General features: G+C 71.9%; 15 protein-coding genes. 1 reads left to right on the forward strand and 14 read right to left on the reverse strand.

Features of this window, described 5'->3' with window-relative positions; genetic code table 11:
* Positions 1–2 precede the first annotated feature (2 nt).
* From NRP21_RS06970 to NRP21_RS06980, 3 genes are read right to left on the reverse strand one after another with little or no spacing between them, the layout of a single operon-like run.
* On the reverse strand, positions 3–1,706 hold the full coding sequence (locus tag NRP21_RS06970; protein ID WP_257715448.1) for a hypothetical protein: 1,704 nt from the start codon (positions 1,704–1,706) through the stop codon (positions 3–5).
* A complete protein-coding gene (locus tag NRP21_RS06975) occupies positions 1,703–6,808 on the reverse strand; it encodes a phage tail length tape measure family protein (RefSeq protein WP_257715449.1) in 5,106 nt (1,701 codons plus the stop codon). Before NRP21_RS06975 ends, NRP21_RS06970 begins: the two co-directional genes overlap by 4 nt.
* On the reverse strand, positions 6,808–7,491 hold the full coding sequence (locus tag NRP21_RS06980) for a DUF6441 family protein (protein ID WP_257715450.1): 684 nt from the start codon (positions 7,489–7,491) through the stop codon (positions 6,808–6,810). The genes NRP21_RS06975 and NRP21_RS06980 overlap by 1 nt, the downstream gene beginning before the upstream one ends.
* 255 nt (positions 7,492–7,746) lie before the next feature.
* Here NRP21_RS06980 and NRP21_RS06985 point away from each other — a divergent pair, with 255 nt between their 5' ends.
* On the forward strand, positions 7,747–8,226 hold the full coding sequence (locus NRP21_RS06985) for a hypothetical protein (RefSeq protein WP_257715451.1): 480 nt from the start codon (positions 7,747–7,749) through the stop codon (positions 8,224–8,226).
* A gap of 7 nt (positions 8,227–8,233) precedes the next feature.
* Here the strand turns inward: NRP21_RS06985 and NRP21_RS06990 are convergent, their stop codons facing one another.
* The 11 genes from NRP21_RS06990 to NRP21_RS07040 all read right to left on the reverse strand — a co-directional run bounded on the left by NRP21_RS06990 (position 8,234) and on the right by NRP21_RS07040 (position 16,504).
* Positions 8,234–8,512: a hypothetical protein gene (locus NRP21_RS06990; RefSeq protein ID WP_257715452.1), complete on the reverse strand. Its 279-nt coding sequence runs from the start codon at positions 8,510–8,512 to the stop codon at positions 8,234–8,236.
* A 14-nt stretch (positions 8,513–8,526) separates the two neighbouring features.
* The gene (locus tag NRP21_RS06995) at positions 8,527–9,141 is read right to left on the reverse strand and encodes a hypothetical protein (RefSeq protein ID WP_257715453.1); all 615 of its coding nucleotides are present in this window, start codon (positions 9,139–9,141) and stop codon (positions 8,527–8,529) included.
* 30 nt (positions 9,142–9,171) lie between these two features.
* Positions 9,172–10,353 carry a hypothetical protein gene (locus NRP21_RS07000; RefSeq protein WP_257715454.1) on the reverse strand — a complete coding sequence of 394 codons (1,182 nt, stop codon included), beginning with the start codon at positions 10,351–10,353 and terminating at the stop codon, positions 9,172–9,174.
* Positions 10,354–10,362: 9 nt separating this feature from the next.
* Entirely contained in the window at positions 10,363–10,827 is a 465-nt protein-coding gene (locus tag NRP21_RS07005) for a hypothetical protein (RefSeq protein WP_257715455.1), read from the reverse strand.
* A gap of 2 nt (positions 10,828–10,829) precedes the next feature.
* Positions 10,830–11,168 (reverse strand): head-tail joining protein, encoded by a 339-nt coding sequence (locus tag NRP21_RS07010; RefSeq protein ID WP_257715456.1) that lies wholly within the window; start codon positions 11,166–11,168, stop codon positions 10,830–10,832.
* On the reverse strand, positions 11,168–11,485 hold the full coding sequence (locus tag NRP21_RS07015; protein WP_257715457.1) for a hypothetical protein: 318 nt from the start codon (positions 11,483–11,485) through the stop codon (positions 11,168–11,170). The genes NRP21_RS07010 and NRP21_RS07015 overlap by 1 nt, the downstream gene beginning before the upstream one ends.
* Before the next feature lie 8 nt (positions 11,486–11,493).
* On the reverse strand, positions 11,494–11,826 hold the full coding sequence (locus tag NRP21_RS07020; RefSeq protein WP_257715458.1) for a DUF2190 family protein: 333 nt from the start codon (positions 11,824–11,826) through the stop codon (positions 11,494–11,496).
* A gap of 78 nt (positions 11,827–11,904) precedes the next feature.
* Positions 11,905–14,001 (reverse strand): head maturation protease, ClpP-related, encoded by a 2,097-nt coding sequence (locus tag NRP21_RS07025; protein ID WP_257715459.1) that lies wholly within the window; start codon positions 13,999–14,001, stop codon positions 11,905–11,907.
* A 192-nt stretch (positions 14,002–14,193) separates the two neighbouring features.
* Complete coding sequence (locus NRP21_RS07030; protein ID WP_257715460.1) at positions 14,194–14,478, reverse strand: hypothetical protein; 285 nt, start codon at positions 14,476–14,478, stop codon at positions 14,194–14,196.
* A 164-nt stretch (positions 14,479–14,642) separates the two neighbouring features.
* The gene (locus NRP21_RS07035) at positions 14,643–16,277 is read right to left on the reverse strand and encodes a phage portal protein (protein WP_257715461.1); all 1,635 of its coding nucleotides are present in this window, start codon (positions 16,275–16,277) and stop codon (positions 14,643–14,645) included.
* Positions 16,277–16,504 carry a hypothetical protein gene (locus NRP21_RS07040; RefSeq protein WP_257715462.1) on the reverse strand — a complete coding sequence of 76 codons (228 nt, stop codon included), beginning with the start codon at positions 16,502–16,504 and terminating at the stop codon, positions 16,277–16,279. The genes NRP21_RS07035 and NRP21_RS07040 overlap by 1 nt, the downstream gene beginning before the upstream one ends.
* Positions 16,505–16,506 lie beyond the last annotated feature (2 nt).

A 16,506-nucleotide genomic window follows, 5' to 3' on the forward strand; every position in this document is an offset into this window, starting at 1 on the left:
GCTTACCCCCAGAGATCCAGCGTGAGGCGGTCGCCGCGGGCCGAGATGCCGCGCAGGATCATCGTCCGCCCACCGCGCAGCGCCGCGATGCCCGACCAGGTGAGGCTCACCGGCTGGCCCGGCTCCATGACGGACCAGAAGCGCCAGGCCTGGTCCGGCCGGACCTCCGCTCGCCAGGTGCGCCGCGGCGTGCCGTGCAGGTCCATCAGGCGCACTGCCATGGCCTGCGCATCGGCCGCGTCATCGAAGGCGCTGGGCACCTGCGGCCCGTCTTGCGCGCCCGGGAAGGCGCTCTGGACGGCCGGGCGGTACTCCGTCGCGGTCTGGGCCGCCTGCCCGTAGAGAGCGCGGTCGGCGTCGCTGACGGCGCCCAGGTCCTCGCCGCTCTGAGTGACGCCGAGGGCGCGGTAGTCCACCCGCACGCGCCACCACGGCGCCTGCGCGGCGTCCACCTCCTCCGGCGGCGTGGCCAGCATCCAGGGCTCCAGCAGGATGGAGGGCCCCACGATTTCGGGCGGCAGGAGCTGCGAGCCGCGGAAGCGCCCGAGGGCGTCCGCCCCCCACCAGCCGCCGACGCTGGAGGCCAGGGCATCCATCGCCGCCGCGACCGTCAGGCCCGATGCGTCCAGCCGCACCTCGCCCACCGGCCAGTCATAGAACGAGACGGCCTGCGCCAGGTCAGACGTCACGCCGCCTCTGCGCCCCAGCAGGTCCGCCGCGATCGCAGCGGCCGTCCCCAGGTAGGCCCCGGCCGGCGCCGCACCGCGCAGGTCCACCGTCAGCGAGGAGGTGGTGCTGCCCAGCCGCAGCCAGCCGGCGGCGAGGCAGGTCACGTAGGTGCCGGCGGCCACCGTGGCGGCGGCGAGCGCCGCCAGGTTGGGATAGTCGCCAGCATAGCCGAACGGATCGCCCCGCCCGCGCACCGCCAGCACCGCGCTGATCGGCCCGTCATGCAGGTGCGCGGCCAGGAGGCCCGGGACTACGATGGCGGGCCGGACGTTGCGGTGGATGCCGTAGCGGATGGGCTTGGCCTGCCCCGCCATCTCGGCCGTGCCCTCCCAGCTACCCGTGCCGGCGTAGGTGCCCGAGGCCGGCATCGTCAGATCCGCCGCCGCGCTGCCCAGCGGCAGGCGGAGCCGGTCGGTGCCCTGCGCCACGCGCTCGATGCGGAACCCCCCGATAGTCGAGAACTCCGACCGCGCCGCCCGGCGGCCGCGGCGGTAGGGGCCGCGCAGCACCGTCAGACGCCGCCCGGCCAGCCGCCAGTCCGTGGCGAGGCTGTCCAGCGCGCCGTCCGCATTGGCCAGCAGGATCTCGCCGGCATTCACCTCGGAGCGCCGCGCCTCGGTCGGGTAGATCGGGATCGTCCGCACGATGGACGGCGCGTCCAACATCCGGGCCGGCCAGCTCTCGTTCGGCGCGTTCGGGTCGGTCGGCTCGCCGATCCAGCCGCGGTCGGTGTAGCGCAGCACCGGCAGGGCGGGCTCCGCCACGGCCGGGAAGGCGAAAGCCGCCGCGGGAAGGCCCGCCGTCAGCCCGAGGGGCACCACCAGGGCCAGACCTGCCGGCCGCTCCAGCGCGACAGCCCAGATCGGATCGACGGCGCCCGTGCCCACCAGCACGGTACCGGGCACCGGGTCCGGGATGTCGGGCTGCCACAGCGCCGCCAGCGGCGCGGCGGCGAGCGGGGAGAGGCCGAGGCTCATGCCGCCTTGGAGAAGCGGGTGTTCTCCAGCTCCACGCGCAGCCGCGTCACCTCCTGCTGCAGCGAGGTGAGCGCGTCCCTCACCGTCAGCAGCGGCGCCATGGCGCGCTCGATCTGGCCACCGAAGGCCGGCAGGTCGAGGGCGGCGCCGAGGCTCCGCACCTGGCTCTCCACGGACTGCCGGAGGAACGCCCCCTGGATGCCGTCGCCGAGGTAGGAGGAGCCGGCGGAGAGGAGCGTGTTCGCCGCCGAGGTGACCCGGCCGGCGTCGATCCCCTGGATGCCCGCAGCCCGCGCCTTGGCGATCTCGGCCGCGAACTGCTCCTGGGCGGCGGTGAAGGCGTTCTGCGGCGAGGCCGTCGACGCGTTCATGCCGTTCAGGAAGTCCACCAGGGTGCCCTGCACCGAGCCGATGCGGGTCAGCGCGCTCTGCTCCGTGGTCAGGCGGGTGGTCTCGGCCGCATCCTTCTCCGCCTTGGCCTTGTCCCGCAGGGCCTTGATGTTGACCTGCGTGACGGCGTTGAACTCCTCCGAGGAGGCGACAATGTCGCCGAAGGCGAAGTCCAGGTCCTCCATCTGCCGCTTGAGCGCGCGCCACTCGTTGTCCCGCTGCTGGGTATAGGAGAGCACCCCCACCTCCGGGTCGCCGTTCGCCTCCAGGTAGGCGTTGCGGAGGCTGTTGCGGATGTCGGCGGCCGAGGCCTCCCGGTCCTCGAAGGCGCGGGTGGTCTGCCGCTGGAGCGCGGCCCGCTGCAGGTCCTGCACCCGGTCGAACCCGGCGGTGGCCTTGCTCACGTCGGCGTCCGGCAGGTTCCAGTCCTTGATCTGCGCCTCCAGCGCCAGCCAGGCGGCCGTGCGCGCCTGGTCGAACTGCTTCAGCGCCTCGGCTGTCTGATCGCCGCCGGTGAGCTGCGAGGCCGTGACCCGGTAGCCCTGGAGCAGCTTCTCGAAGTCGCTGTTCCGGGCCTTCTCCACCGCCTCCAGCTGCTCGTCCATCACGTCGGAAATGGGCTCCAGCGCGAGGCCGTACTCCTTGGCCTTGGCGATCAGCGGCTCGTAGGCGTCGGTGACCGCCTTAATCTCCTGCTCGTAGGAGGTCGGCTTCTCGGGGTCCTTATTGTCCTCGAAGGCCTTGTAGGTCGTGCTGGTCCAATCCAGCGCGCCCAGCAGCCTGTCGAGGTCGCCCGTGCCGACTGTGGCGTAGGTGGTCGCCATGGCGCCCTTGAGCTGGTCCGCCACGCCCTCAACGATGCGCTTCGACGCCTCGCGAAGAAGGTCGGTCGAGCCCTTCTCGTCCGCCGTGAAGGTCAGCTTGTCGCGGCCGTTGCGGGTCAGGTACATGCCGTCGCGGTCGCCCACGCCGACCTGCATGCGCCCCTCCAGGCGGACCCCGTAGGCGGTCTCGATGCGGTCGGCGATGCCGCCGATGGCATCGGTCAGGCTCTTGGCTGCGTCGCGGTTCTCCTGGCTGAACTTGCCGCCCGTCGCGCCGCCGCTGAAGACCGACCCGTCGCCGAAGTCGATGGTGGAGTTGCCCTCACGGTTGGAGGGCTTCTGGGCGGGCAGGAACATGGCGACGATCGCCGCGATGGCTGCAACGTAGGGGGCGACAGTCGCCACGGCGCCCAGCACGCCCGCCATACCGCCGGCGGCCGCGGTGGCCGCGCCAGCGCCGGCGGCAGCGCCGCCTGCGGCGGCCCCCGTGGTGCCGACGGCGCCCAGGGCGGCTGTTCCGGCGCTCGCGAAGCTGCCTGCTGCCGCGGCCCCGGTCGCCGCACCGATCGCTGTGCCGCCGCCACCCAGGAGCGCAGCCGCGCCCCCGGCCATACCGGCAACACCGCCAATTCCCTGGACCAGCCCCTTGGGGCCGCCGTTCTGGATGCCGGTGTAGAGGCCGTAGGCGCCACCCGCAAAGCTGGCAGCACCTAGGGCTGCGCCACCCACGGACACGGGAGCGCCACCAACGCCCTCCCAGACCGGTGTGTTAAGCGTGCCTCCGATATTAGTCCCCAGCCAGCCGTCAGCCCGCCCGATGAAGCCGCTGGAGAAGTCATACCCACTCTGCAGCATGGTCGGGCCAGGCGTGCTGTTGAACAGGCCGGAGAGTTGCTGTCCGTTGGTGGCAGTGCCGGCGTACCCGATGAGGTTGCCGCTGGTGTCAGTAACGGGCATCCCCTTGGAAGCCATCGGCGAGAGAGTGCTGCCGACCGTGCCCGCTGCCGAGAACACACCGCCCAGCGTTGGCCGGGTGCCGCCGAACGCCCAGTTCGCCAGCGGGTTGATGGCCGCCAGCTTCAGGAGGTCGGAGCCGACAGAGGTGATCGTCTGCTTCCAGATCGTGCCCCAGTCCCGGACCTTGCCGCCACCGTCGATGACGGCCTGCGTGACCCGGTCCACCGCGTTCTCACCGATGCGGCTGAACTCGCTCCAGCTGTTGGTGAGCTGCTGGTTCGCGGCCTGCATCTCGCCCATGCGGCGGATGTTGTTCTGCGCCGCCTGGCTGACGCCGCTGTCCGGATCGCCGCCCTCCCGCAGTACGCGCTGCCGCTCGCGGAAGACGGCCAGTTCGGTCTGCCTCGCCTCGGCGCTGAGGCTGACCAGCTGCCCTTCCTTCTCCAGCAGCGCGAGCTGCTCGCGCTGGGCCGGGAGGTTCTTCGCCGTGGTGTTGTCGGCGGCGGCAGCAGAGTTGAGGCGGTACTCCTCTGTCAGCCGCCGGACATGCTCGGCGTAGTCGCCCGTCGTGACCGCGGCAGTCTTCTTCGCCTCGGTTTCGGCGCGGATGGTGCGATCCACCTCGGCAGCCGACTTTGAGCCATCCAGGTATGCTGCCGTCAGCCGTTCCTGGGCTTCCCGCGCGAGCCGCCCCTTGTCGATGGCGACTTCGAGCTCGGCGTTCAGCAGCTCCTGGGCCCGGGCACGGGCGCCGGCCACATCGGGGGTGCGGCCCTCCTGGCGCGCGCTCTCGATCTCCTGCTGCTCGGCCTCCAGCAGCTTCCGGGCCGCGCCCTCCTCCATCTGCAGCAGCGCCACCTGATTGCGGTGCTGCTGCGCGCGCTGGTCCATGGGGTCGCGCAGGGCGGCCAGCTTCGCGAGCTGCTCCTCCAGAAGCTCGTTGTACCGCTTCTGGTCCTCGGCATTCAGCCCCGGGGTCGCCAGGGTGCGCCGGGTCTGGGAGATCTGGTCCTCCAGGTTTTCCCGCTCGCGGGATCGGATCGAGGCGGCGCGGTAGCGCTCGTCCGCCGTCCCGATCTCGTCGGCCGCGCCGGTCAGCACGCCGCTGCGCGCCGTAGCCCGGACATAGCCCCAGGTCTCGGACGGGAGGGTGCCGCGCCCTTCGAGGAACTTCTGCACCCGGCCAGGGCCGGCGTTGTAGGCCGCGGCAACCAGGCTCTCGTCCGCGCCCAGGTCGCCCGTGCCAGTGCGGCGCCCCAGGTCGTTGAGGAACTTCCTCAGCCACTGGATGTAGGCCAGGCCGCCCCGGATGTTGTCGGCCGTGTCCGTGGCGTCCACGCCCATTTGGGACGCCGTGCCCGGCATCAGCTGCATCGTGCCGAGCGCGCCGGCGCGCGACGTCACGATGGAGCCATTCCGGTACTGGCTTGCGCCGCTCTCCTGCACCGCTATGCGCTGGGCGAAGGCAGCGTCCTCGCCCAGGCGCTGCGCCTCGGCGCGGATGGCGGCCTGGATGTCGGAGGTGCTCGCCTCTCGGCCAATGGACCCGCGCGTCAGCGATCCGTCGGAACCGACGATGCGGTCCCGGAGCTCAACGCCGGCCGTGACGGGATCGCCGGCCAGGATGCGGCCGAGGAGGCCTGAGCCCTCGATCAGGGCGCGGATCCGCTCCAGGCGCTCCAGCACGCCACTCAGGGCGCCAAGCAGGCCAGCGGCACCCCCTGCGATCGGGCGCCCGATGCCCTCCACCAGCGGCCGGAGGCTGTTCCAGGCCCGGGCGCCCGAGTTCGACAGGTCGTCCATGGTGCGCTGGAGCGGGGTCAGGTCGCGCGCGGCGCCGCTGCTGGCTTTCGCAATGGCGTCCAGCGTCAGGTTTGCCGCCTCGCTGCGGCGGCCCATGTTGTCCAGCCGCTCGATGGTGCGGAGGGTCGCCTCGTCCAGCGTGCGGAAGTCCTGCTCCGCCAGCTGGCGGGCGGCCTCGGCCGGCTTGCGAAGGGCGGCCGCCACCTTCTCGGCGGCCTCCGGGACGGACAGGCCCAGCACCCGCGCCAGGTCGCCCGAGAGGCGGACCATGCGCTCCAGGTCGGACTGGCTGCCGGAGAAGTCCCTGGCGCCGCCGATCGCCAGCCCGGCCTGCCGCGCGTCGGCTGCGGAGATGCCGCTGGTGGAGGCCACCTTGCGCGCCGTGTCCTCGACCTGCCGCGCCACCTCGGCATAGTCGGCCCGGGTTGCCCGGAGCCGCGCCTGCAGGCCCAGCATGGTTCGATCGGCGCTCTCCGCCGCCGCGACCGATGTGACGAGGGCGGCACCGAGCGCGAGGGTCGCGACCCGGGCCGGCGTCAGAACCTGCCCCAGGAGACCCACGGCGTTCCGCACGCCGCCCACCGCGTCAACGGCCTGCGGCCCCTGCTGAATGAGTGGCAGGAGGATGCCGCCGCCGGAACTGATCTGGACGCCCAGGTCCACCACCTGAGCGGTGAGGTTCTGAACCTGATACTGCTGCAGCTTGAAGCTGTTGCTGGTCTTGTCCGACTGGTCACGGAGGCGCTCGTACTCGGTGCGCGCCGCGGCGACCGCCGAGCGCTGCTCCTCCGTCACCTGCCGGCCCCGGGACTGAAGGCCGGCCATGGCCTCCTCCAGCCGGGCCGCGCGCTGCCGCGCCGCCACCAGGTCGTCATTCGCCGCCGCGGCCGCATCAAGCTCGCGGGTCCAGCGGCCGATCTCGCGGGACGCCCGGGAGGCCTCGGCTGCGCTGCGCCCCACGCTGCTGGTGAGGGTGTCCAGCCCGCCGGCCGTGCGGGTGCTGCTGTCGCGGAGCGCATCGGCGGCGGACTGGAACTCCTTGCCTGCCGTCGCCGCGCGCTCGAACGTGCGCTCAACCTGATCCGCGCCCTCGGCCTGGAGCCGGAAGGCATAGGTGGTGCCGGCCATCAGCTACGCCCTCCTTCCGTGATGCGTGCCGCCTGCTGCTCCAGCAGCTGCGGCATGGTGTTGGCCCACTTCTGGGCGATGGTGTCGAAGTCCAGGCGCTTGCGGATGGTCGCGCGCGGGATGAGGACGAACATGACGATGCTCTCCGCGCCGCGCCCCTGCGCCGCGCGGCGCTTGGTTGCGCGGCGCACCTGGCCGGAGCGGCCGACCGTCTGCTTCTTCAGGACGAGGTAGCCCCAGACACCGCCCCGTGCGGGAACCAGGGTCAGCCGCTCGCCGAAGGATCGGGAGACCTCGTCCGGGGTCATCTTGCGGCGGCTGACCATGGGTACCCGCGCCGTCGGCACCGCGAGCGCCGTGCCTGCCTTGGTCGGGTAGATGGTCCCGCCCTCGGCGAAGAGCTTCAGGGGCGCGGGCCAGGCCGAGCCCTTGCCGCCGCGCCCGACCACCGACCCGGCCGCGTTGATGGAGACCTCGCGCTCCGGAAAGACCCGGCTGGTGACAAGGTTGGCGGCGCGCTTGGACCGCGGGAAGGCCGCGGCGAGGTTCGAGCGGAAGTCCTGCAGCATGCCGGCGGTGCCCACCTCGACGGCGGACTGCACGACCTGATTGGCCTGCTCCCGGTACTTGGTCAGCAGGTCGGGGATCCGCACGCCGCTGGTGGTCAGGCGGATTGCCGGCATGAGGAGCCCCCAAATGAAAAGAGCGCCCCGGATGGGACGCCCATTTGCCCGTGATGGCCCCTTCGGCCATTCTTCGCCCCAACTAAGGGAAGGAGCGCCATGCGCCGGATAGCTGTTGTTGCCGCCCTTCTTGCCTCGCCTTGGCTTCTGACCGGCTGCGCCGTGGAACCGGCGACAACCGACACTACGTTCCTATGCCGCCGCTATACTGCCCCGCTGAGTTCTCAGCGGAATGACCCAGAGATCCGGGCCGAGTTGCTCCGGCGCGGGGTCTATGAATGCGATGGCCCCTATGGCGTAGTCCTGGGTTCGCGCCCGGCTCCGCCGCAGCCGCCCCCACCGCCCCCCGCACAGGCCCGCGAGAATTCTCTTCTCGAAGACGCCCTCTCCGGCCGCCCCGACTACACCGCGGCCCTGCGCCGCGCGGCGGAGGCGAACATCAGCGAGGAGAACCCGGTGGTGCGGCAGAGCCGCGCCGCGCGTGAGGCCCGCATCGACGCCGAGGTGGCCCGCCTCTCCGATGCCGTCGAGAAGCGCCGCCGCGAAGTCCTGGCCCAGCACCAGCAGCAGCAGCGCTCCGCCCAGGACCAGGCCGCCATAGACGCCTGCCAGGCTCGCGGGCAGACGATCGAGGCCTCCATGTACCGGTCGCGCAGCCTGCTGAACCTCGAAGCCTCTGCGGCCGGAGTGCAGGCGCGGGACGCCTGCATCCAGAACTACCTGCGGAGCCGCTGACCGGCACTCAGGCGTCCTTCGCCTTCTCCATGTCGGCCTCGGCGCCGTCCAGCAGCGCGAAGGCCGCCATCAGCCAGGCGGGCTGCTGATTGACCCCGCCCGGCTCGGGGAGGAGCCCGGTGCCGCCCATGGCGCCGCGGCAGCGGCTCCAGAGCTTCACGATGTGGAAGAAGACCGGCCGAAGAGCGAGCCGCGGGTTCCGCCGCCACTGTGTCTCGGCCAGCACCCAGTCGCCGCCACTGGCGTGGAACATGCCCCCGGCATAGGCCCGGGGAGCACGCATCACCGCCAGCGCGGCCCTCAGCCGTTTCCCGCTTCGGCCGTCGGGCGCATGAGTTCCTCGGCTCGCCGGCCGAGCGCGGCGAGGTCGCCCATGGGGATGGCGGCCTCGATCGCCGCGGCGTCCAGCGCCTCCGGGAAGTCCGGAAGGCCCTCACCTTCCCAGCCGCGCAGCACGACGGCCAGCAGGTCGCAGCGGGCGAGGCGCTGGGCCTTGGCCTGCTCGGCCTGCATCGCCTTCAGCTTCGGGTCGCGGGCGATGCTGCTGATGGCCAGGTCGCGCCGGCGGCGCGCGGCCAGCATCTCCGTCCGCACCTCCATCGCCTGCTCCTGGATCTCGCGCGAGGCGTCCGGCCCGGTGAGGATGTGGATGGAGGTGAAGGCCACCCAGCGATCCTCGGCCCGATCGTAGGCGTCCAGCGCCTCCGTGCCGGCGGCGGTGGCTTCCAGCGCCTCGCGGATCGCCTGCTGCAGCTCGGCATCGGTCGGGGCATCCGACATGGCCTGGGCATCAAGGAAGGCGCCCACCTCGGCCAGGGTCGGCGCGGCCAGGATGTACTTGCGCTCACCCAGCGGCATGGTGACGCGAACGCCGCCCCCGGTGACGACGGGGGCGGTGGTGGCGGTGCTGGCCATCAGGGCAGCCTTTCGGTTTGCGGCCATGGGTCAGAAGGCCGCGATGAACACGCCGGCGTCCGGCACGTTCGGCGCCAGGGTGAGCTGGTCCACGCCGAGGCTGTTCCGGTTACTGCTGTCGAAGGCGTTGATGATGGCGCTCGGCACGGAGACCGCGATGCGGTTGCCGTCCGTCTGCCCCAGCACGGCCGCGTACTCTACCGACTGGCCCTGCTGGTACTTCCCGAACCGGGTCGGCGAGCGGGTGGAGTTGGTGAAGGGGTCGATCGTGATCCGCTGGGTCGCAGAGACGGGGATGGGGCTGTCGTAGCCCTGCGGCGCCTCCGGGTTCTCCGGGTCCACCAGCTGCACGCCGAGGTCCCAGGTCATCCGGGCGCAGTTGCAGAGCAGGCCGTCCAGGCGCGAGACGCCGTTGATCCAGACCGGCGGCTGCGCGCGGGAGATGGCGGAGCCGGCCGGGAGGGGCACGGCCTCGTAGGCCGCCAGCAACTGGCCGCGCATGGTGAAGGTGATGAAGGCCGGCTGGGCGTCCACCATCTCCAGCTGCGCGGTGCCGACGGCGCCGACGATGCGGTGCCGGAGCCCGTTCATGTAGCCGTAGATCGTCACCGGCTTCAGCAGGGTCAGGTCCGAGGTCGGCGCATAGAGCGCGTTCGGCAGCACCTGCACCAGGGTGGAGGTGCTGAGGACCGGGTTAAACACATACGGGAGCTTGGCCACCTTCAGCGCGGTGTAGTTCGTCACCGGCAGGATGATGCTGGTGGCCGGGTTGCCGCTGAGGGCTGCCGGCATGCCGCGGTAGGCCTGGGCCGTGCCGGCGAAGGGGGTGCCGAGCGTCGCGGACCCCGCGTTGCCGGCGGTCGCCGCGGTGGGCGCGCCGATCGCGGTCGCGGTCAGCAGCTCGGTGAAGCGGCAGGCCTTCATCAGCTTACCGAACTCCGGGGCGGTGCCAGACGTGCCCGCACCGCGCAGCGGCATGCGGATGGTCACCTCCGGCCGGATGCCGGTGACGATGGGGGCGTTGGTGTCCAGCGAGCCGGTCAGGGACGGGTCGTCGGCGGTCTGCTGCGGCAGCCGCACCGTGATCTCGCCGCCGATCCAGTCACCGGCGGCCGGGGCGCCACCGCCGATCGCGTCGGTGCCGGTGTTGGTCTCCGTGCGGACCGCCGCGGCGGACAGGCGGAGGACGACGTAGTCCTGCGGGGTGGGCATGCGGCCCTCCTATGCTTCGGGGGTGTCGAGGAACCGCCTGCCGAATGGCACGCGGAGGTCGAAGGTGAATTCGAGGTAAAAGGCGCCGACCGGCGTCTGGCTCTCGGTGACGCTGGCCAGGTCGAGATCCATGTTCCCCTCGACGGGGTAGATCTCGGTCAGGCCGTCGCCGAGCGGGATCGGGCCGCGCAGGAGCGCCTCGGCGGCCTCGCCGTAGAGCGCGCTGACGAGGTCGCCCACCTCTGCGTCCTCGCCCTCCACGAAGCCCTCCAGTGTGCCCTGGACAGTGAAGCGGTCCTCGCCCACCGCGTCAGGCGCGGAGGACTGGTCGCCGTCGCGCAGCACGAGGACGCGGTTCTCGCCCTCCCGGATGAGGGTCCGCCGGTTCCGCTCCACGGCCACGTCGGCCACGCCGGCTTCCAGGCAGGCCCTGATCGCCTCGTAGGCGGCCTCTCGGTAGGTGATGCGGGCCATGGCTACCTCAGCAGGGTCAGCGGCAGACGCCAGGCCCAGCCGTTCAGGCCTGCCTGAGGCGTCTCGACCTTCCAGGCCTTGCCGAGCGCCGGGATGGTGATGGTGTCGCCGCGCTCCGGCCTGCCGATCTGATCGGGCGCGGCCTCAGTCAGCGCCCGCACGGCATCGTCGGAGACCAGCGCGGCCGTGACGGTCGCGACCCGGCTGCGCTGCTCCTCGTCGGCCTTCTCAAGCATGAGGCGGAGGTGAACCGGCGGTCCCTCCCCGCGGACGCGGTACTCGGCATCCACGCCCCCGGGCCCACGGGCCATGATGGCGACGCCGCGGGCCCAGGGGTTCATCAGGCCTTCGCCTTGCGGCCGCCGCGCGGGGCCGGGGTCGCGGCGGGCGGCTCCGGCTCAGGCGGCGGCAACTCCACCTGGATCGGCTCCGGGGCGGGCTCCTCGGGAACGGGCTCCGGCTCGGGCGCGGGCAGCACCTCCACGGGCGCCCCCTCGGGCACCTCCTCCTTCTCGACTTCGACCACCTGGCCGAGGGCGATCAGGTTCTCCGCCTCGCTCGTCTCCAGGTCGAAGGCAACGCCTTCCTCATGGCGCTCACTGGCCGAGGTCATGATGTTCGTCAGCGGGACCACCCGCAGCGTCTTCGGCTTGCTCATGGCGGGCCTCAGAAGCTGGTGTTCAGCTTCACGCGACCCACCGCCGCGGCCGAGGCCTTCGCGGTGAAGGCGTAGCCGACCTTCAGGTTGCTGCCGACGGTGCTGGTGAAGTTCTTGGCCGTGGCGTCCCAGTAGATCGCCAGGCCGTGCGTCCAGGCCTGGCCAGTGGCCGCAGCCTTCTCGTGCACGCCACCCGGGCGCACGCGGAGGGGGTCGCCTTCGGCCGCGTCATGCGCGGCGATGCCGAAAGCAATGCCCTGGACGATGAGGTCGCCGGACTTGGCGCCACCGGTCGGGGCCGGGATCTCCCAGACCTCGCCATGCTCGATGAAGGTCTTCATGTGCGTGTCTCCACACGCGCAGAGGGCGCCCAGGCATGAGCCGGGACGCCCTCTGGCGCTGCTTCAAGGGTTGGGGGATCAGTTGCCGGGGTTGCGGTAGGCGACGCGGTAGTCCAGCCAGCCGGCATCGAAGTCGAGCGCGACCTTGAACTCCACGCCCTCGACGTTCCACCCGGCCTTCTCCTCCAGCCGCGGCTCTTCGCGGCCGTTCAGGAAGCCGACCGCCAGCCCGTCCCGCAGCGGCGGGTCGGCGAAGAGGAACCACGCGTTCGTGGTGATGCGCGGCTCCACGATCAGCTGCAGGTCGCCCTGGTAGATGTTGGGCACGCCGGAGGCGTTCGGGCCGGTGCCGAGGAACTTCCGCGCCGTCGCCGCGCGGGTCGGGCCGACCACCAGCGTGCGCGGGGTGATGTCGATCGGCTCGCCGTTCTCGTCCACCTGCTGCGCGAAGGCGAGGTAGGCCGCCTCCATCGCCGCGTCGGTGATGTCGGTGCCGGAGGCCGCCAGGTTCTTGTGGTCGGCGTGGAACACGGCCTTGCCGTCCGACATGATCACCTTGTTGGCGCCGGTGCCGATGTGCCCGTTGTTCACCAGCGCCCACACCCGGGCGGAGATGGTGCGCCCGGCGGAGCTGCCGCGCTCGCGCATGGCACGGGCCAGGGCGCCCAGGTCATCATTGATCAGCAGCTGGCGCGTGAAGGCGAAGATCTTGCCCCAGGTGTCGATCCCGAAGCCCTCGGCACCCTCGGAGAGGGTGCCGTACTTGAACTCGCCGTGCTCGCCGATGCGCTCCAGCTGCGGCGTGCCGGAGAGCTTCAGGAACTGCTTCTTGCGGAAGTCCTCGAAGTTCTCGGGCTGGCTGATCTGGCGCCAGTTCTGCGGTACCTGGGCGTAGGCGCCGAGCAGGGTGCGGCGCGCCGCGTTGCCGAGCACCACCGGGAAGTCGGAGGTAGTGTGCATGCCCGCCTCGGCGCGGAAGTCCGAGGACAGGTTCATGGCGGCGCCGGCCAGGCGCAGCGTGTCATGGCCGAACTTCGCCGGCTTGCCGCCAGCCGCCTCGATGCTGGCACGCGCCAGCTCCATGGCGGAGCGGCCCAGCAGGGGGCGGGCCCGCTCGGTCGGCTGCCCGCCGCCCATGCGGTACATCAGGGCGTCCTCCAGGGCGCCGCGGAAGGTGTCGCGCTCGTCCTGCGTGATCTGGATGCCGCCCTCCGGGCGCTGTGGCTGGCGGGCGGCCATGGCGTCGATCAGGCGGCTGCGCGCCTCGGCGACGGTCACGCCCTCGGCGGCCAGATCCAGGGCCCAGTCGGCGGAAACCGCGCCGCGGGCCTGCGTCACCATGGCGCGCAGGTCCTGGATGGTGGCCACGGCCGTCGGCTGCGAGGCCGGAGGCGCGGCCGGAGCCGGCGGCGTGGGCGGCGCAGCGCCGGTCGGCGGCGTGGCGGGCGCGGGCGGGGCGGGCGGCGTGGCCGGGCCCTGGGCCGTGATGTGCGCCGTGGGCGCGGTGCGGAAGGCGACAGACTGTCCACCAGCTCGGGCCATGATGTCCTCCAGGTTCACGAGGGCAGCGGCCTGGACCGCCTCCCGGTTCTCGATGCGATCCGCGAAGCCGAGGGAGACGGCCTCCTCTGCGGTGAAGTAGGTTTCGGCGGCCAGCAGCTCGGCCACGCGGGCACGGTCCTGGCCGGTGCGGGCGGCGAAGACGTCGGCCTGGATGCCGTCGATCTTGCGCAGCACGGCCAGCACGCTTTCCATCGTCTCGGTATTGCCGTGCGCGCCGCCGGAGGCGTTGTGGATCATCATCAGCGAGGCCTGCGGCATGACGATCTCGTCGCCGGCCATGGCGATGAAGGCGGCGCTGGAGCAGGCCTGCCCCTCGATCGCGATGACCTTGCGCCCCTCGTGCCGCGCGATGGCGTTGAAGATCGCGAAGCCCTCGGTGACGAGGCCGCCGATGCTGTTCACCCGGACCACCAGGTCACGACCGGCGACCGCGGTGAGCGCGCGGCGCACGTCGCGGGCGGTGAAGTCGATGCCGACCACCCCGAAGAGCTCGATCTCGGCCGGGCCGGCGGTGGGCGCCAGCGCCGTCAGGCTGCCAGTGTCCGCCTCCAGCGTGATCTCGTGCTCAACCGTCTCCGCCGCGGCCAGCGCGGCAGGATCCATGGGCTTCATGGGTGCTCTCCTGATGAGCAGGGCGGGGCCGGATGCCGGACCCTCACGATCTCCTGCGTTGAAACTCGGTGCGGCGCCGGCCTATATTCTGGGCGGTGGCCGAAACACGGTGAAACTCGCTGCCGTAGCCTCCCGTCAGGGATGCGCGCGTGAGGGTGCCGGAGCGATCCGGAAGTGAGCCCCTCCGGCCACCTACTTCCCCGGCAGCCTGTGCATCGAGAGCAGGTACACCTCCTTCGAGGTGACCTTGAGCACGGCCCGGTAGGGCTTCCCCCCTATCTCTCCGAAGACCCGCGTGCGGTTCGCCGTCTGCTGCTCGCGCGTACCGCGGTCCAGCATGCCTTGCAGCCCGCGGTACTCTCCCGCCGTCATCTCCGGGTGGTGCGCCCGCTGCTTCGTGGCGGACGCGCGCGAGAGCAGAACGGTATGGGTGTCTGCCCCGATGTCTTTCTGCGCCTGAGCCGGCAGCACGGCCACAGGGAACTCATCGCCTCGCCCATCCAGAAATCGCTGGAAGCCAGCGCCGCCCATAGCGCGGCGGATGGTCCTCCGCGCCTTCCTGCGCGACATGCCGCCGACCATGCCTCTGCCACCGGCGAAACGGCCGTTCTTGTCCCGTGGCTGGTTCGGGTTGAACTGGGCTACGAAGCCCGGCGCGGGCGAAAAGGGACGACAGGCGGCGCCCCCTGCGCCGCTGGATCCGCCGAGGTTGGTGCCTGCGGGCGCGGGGATGCTGCGCCGGTAGCCGCGATCTCGATTGCGGCGTTCTGCTTGGGGTCATTGGCGCCGCCCGACAGGCTCATTCGCCTCGGGTCGCCGTCCAGGATGATCCCGCGCTCATCGAAGTCGGCGTTCTCGCGCCGGATCTCCTCCATCTGCTCGTCCGGGTCGAAGCCCTGCTCCATGACCTGCTGGCCCCAGGTCTGGAGGCCGAGGCGGCGCATGGAGCGAAGCGCCGGCACGTCCTGGGACGGGTCGATCAGCTCGATCCGCGGCGGCATGTGCGTGACCGGGTAGTCGCCCTCTTCGAGGACGCCGGCCGCCATCGCCATCTGCGTGAACCAGTCCACGACCGGGTCGCACATCTGGGGGATGATCATGAGGTACTGGTCGTCCTCGACCACCCGGCGGAACTCCGCCCGGCCGCCGCGCATGCTGCTGTAGTTGGCGGCCCGCAGGTCGCCGGTCGCCTGGTCGTAGGTACAGCCCGCGCCGGCGGCGATGGCCCGCAGCCCGTGCCCCACGAAGGGCTCGAAGGGGCCGGCGCCGGCGGGCTGGAGGTAGTGGGCCTTCGATCCGGCCGGGGCCGAACCGATCATGCCCGGGTACATCTCGACCGGCACGTCCGCCCCACCCGTGTCCTGGCCCTCCCCTGCCCCGCCGCCTGGCTTGCCGGTCTGCATGTCGGCTTCGCCGTCGGCGGTCTCCCAGATGATGCCAGTGAGCGCGGCCGCGCGGGCCTGCTCGATCGCCGCCACCTCGTAGTCGTCCAGGCGGTAGAGCCGGGTGATGGAGGGCGTCAGGTCGGGGATGCCCCGCACGGTGCCCGGGCGGTCGGCATAGGCGCGCTGAAGGTGCACCACGTCGGCCGCCGGCCAAAACCGCGCGTCGTCGCCGTAGCGCAGCATCGTGCCCTCGCCGGGGTGGCTGCCCCGGAACCAGTAGCCGTCGCGGTTGCCGCGCCGGTCGAAGGAGACGCCGTGCACCACGCGCGGGCCGAGCGGGTTGCCGGAGGCGCTCAGCCCATCGGCCAGGAGGTCGGCCTCCACGATCTCGATCTGCAGCGGCACCTTCATGCCGCGGTCGCGCATCTCGCGCGAGGACAGGCGCACTGCGCGGACCAGCGCCTCGCCGCTCTCGCCGCGGGCCCAGGCCGCCTGGTGCTGCCCGCCGAAGTAGTCCAGCTGCCCGCCGATGACGCCCTTCTTGGCCCACTCCGTGAAGGCGGCGTTGAAGCGCTTGTTCGTCGGCTTGTCGTCGGTCGTGGCGCGCGGGCGGATGCCATAGCCGACCTGGTGCCCGGCCAGGGTCAGCAGGATCTTCTTGGCGTAGGGGTTGTCCCGCACCAGCGCGCGGGACCGGCGCCGCAGCACGGCCAGCGCGTTGCCGACCTCGTCGTTCGGCCCGCCGTCGCGGTCCCGGAAGCGGTCGCGCAGCGGCATGCGTGCCGCCTCGAAGCCCATGATCGCCTCGGCTCTGGCCCGGGCGCGGATCCGGTTCAGCCCCCAGGAGGGCGAGAGGCGCAGGGCGGCGCGGTCCAGCCAGCTTGTCGGCATCAGAAGCGCCGCATCGCGGTGGGCTGGTAGATGATCCGCGTCCGGGTCGGCAGCCCCGACACCGCGGCGAGCTCGCCGCGCAGCAGCTTCAGGCGCGCAGGCGCATGGGCAGCGTCCACGTAGGTCACTCCCGCACCGTCGGAGTAGCGGATGGACTGCACCCCGTCGGCGACCTGCTGGACGATGCTGTCGATCGCGGCCTGCAGCTGCGCGGCGGTCGTCGCCATAG

This window comes from Roseomonas populi, from assembly GCF_024594815.1.
Classification (GTDB): Bacteria; Pseudomonadota; Alphaproteobacteria; order Acetobacterales; family Acetobacteraceae; genus Roseomonas; species Roseomonas populi.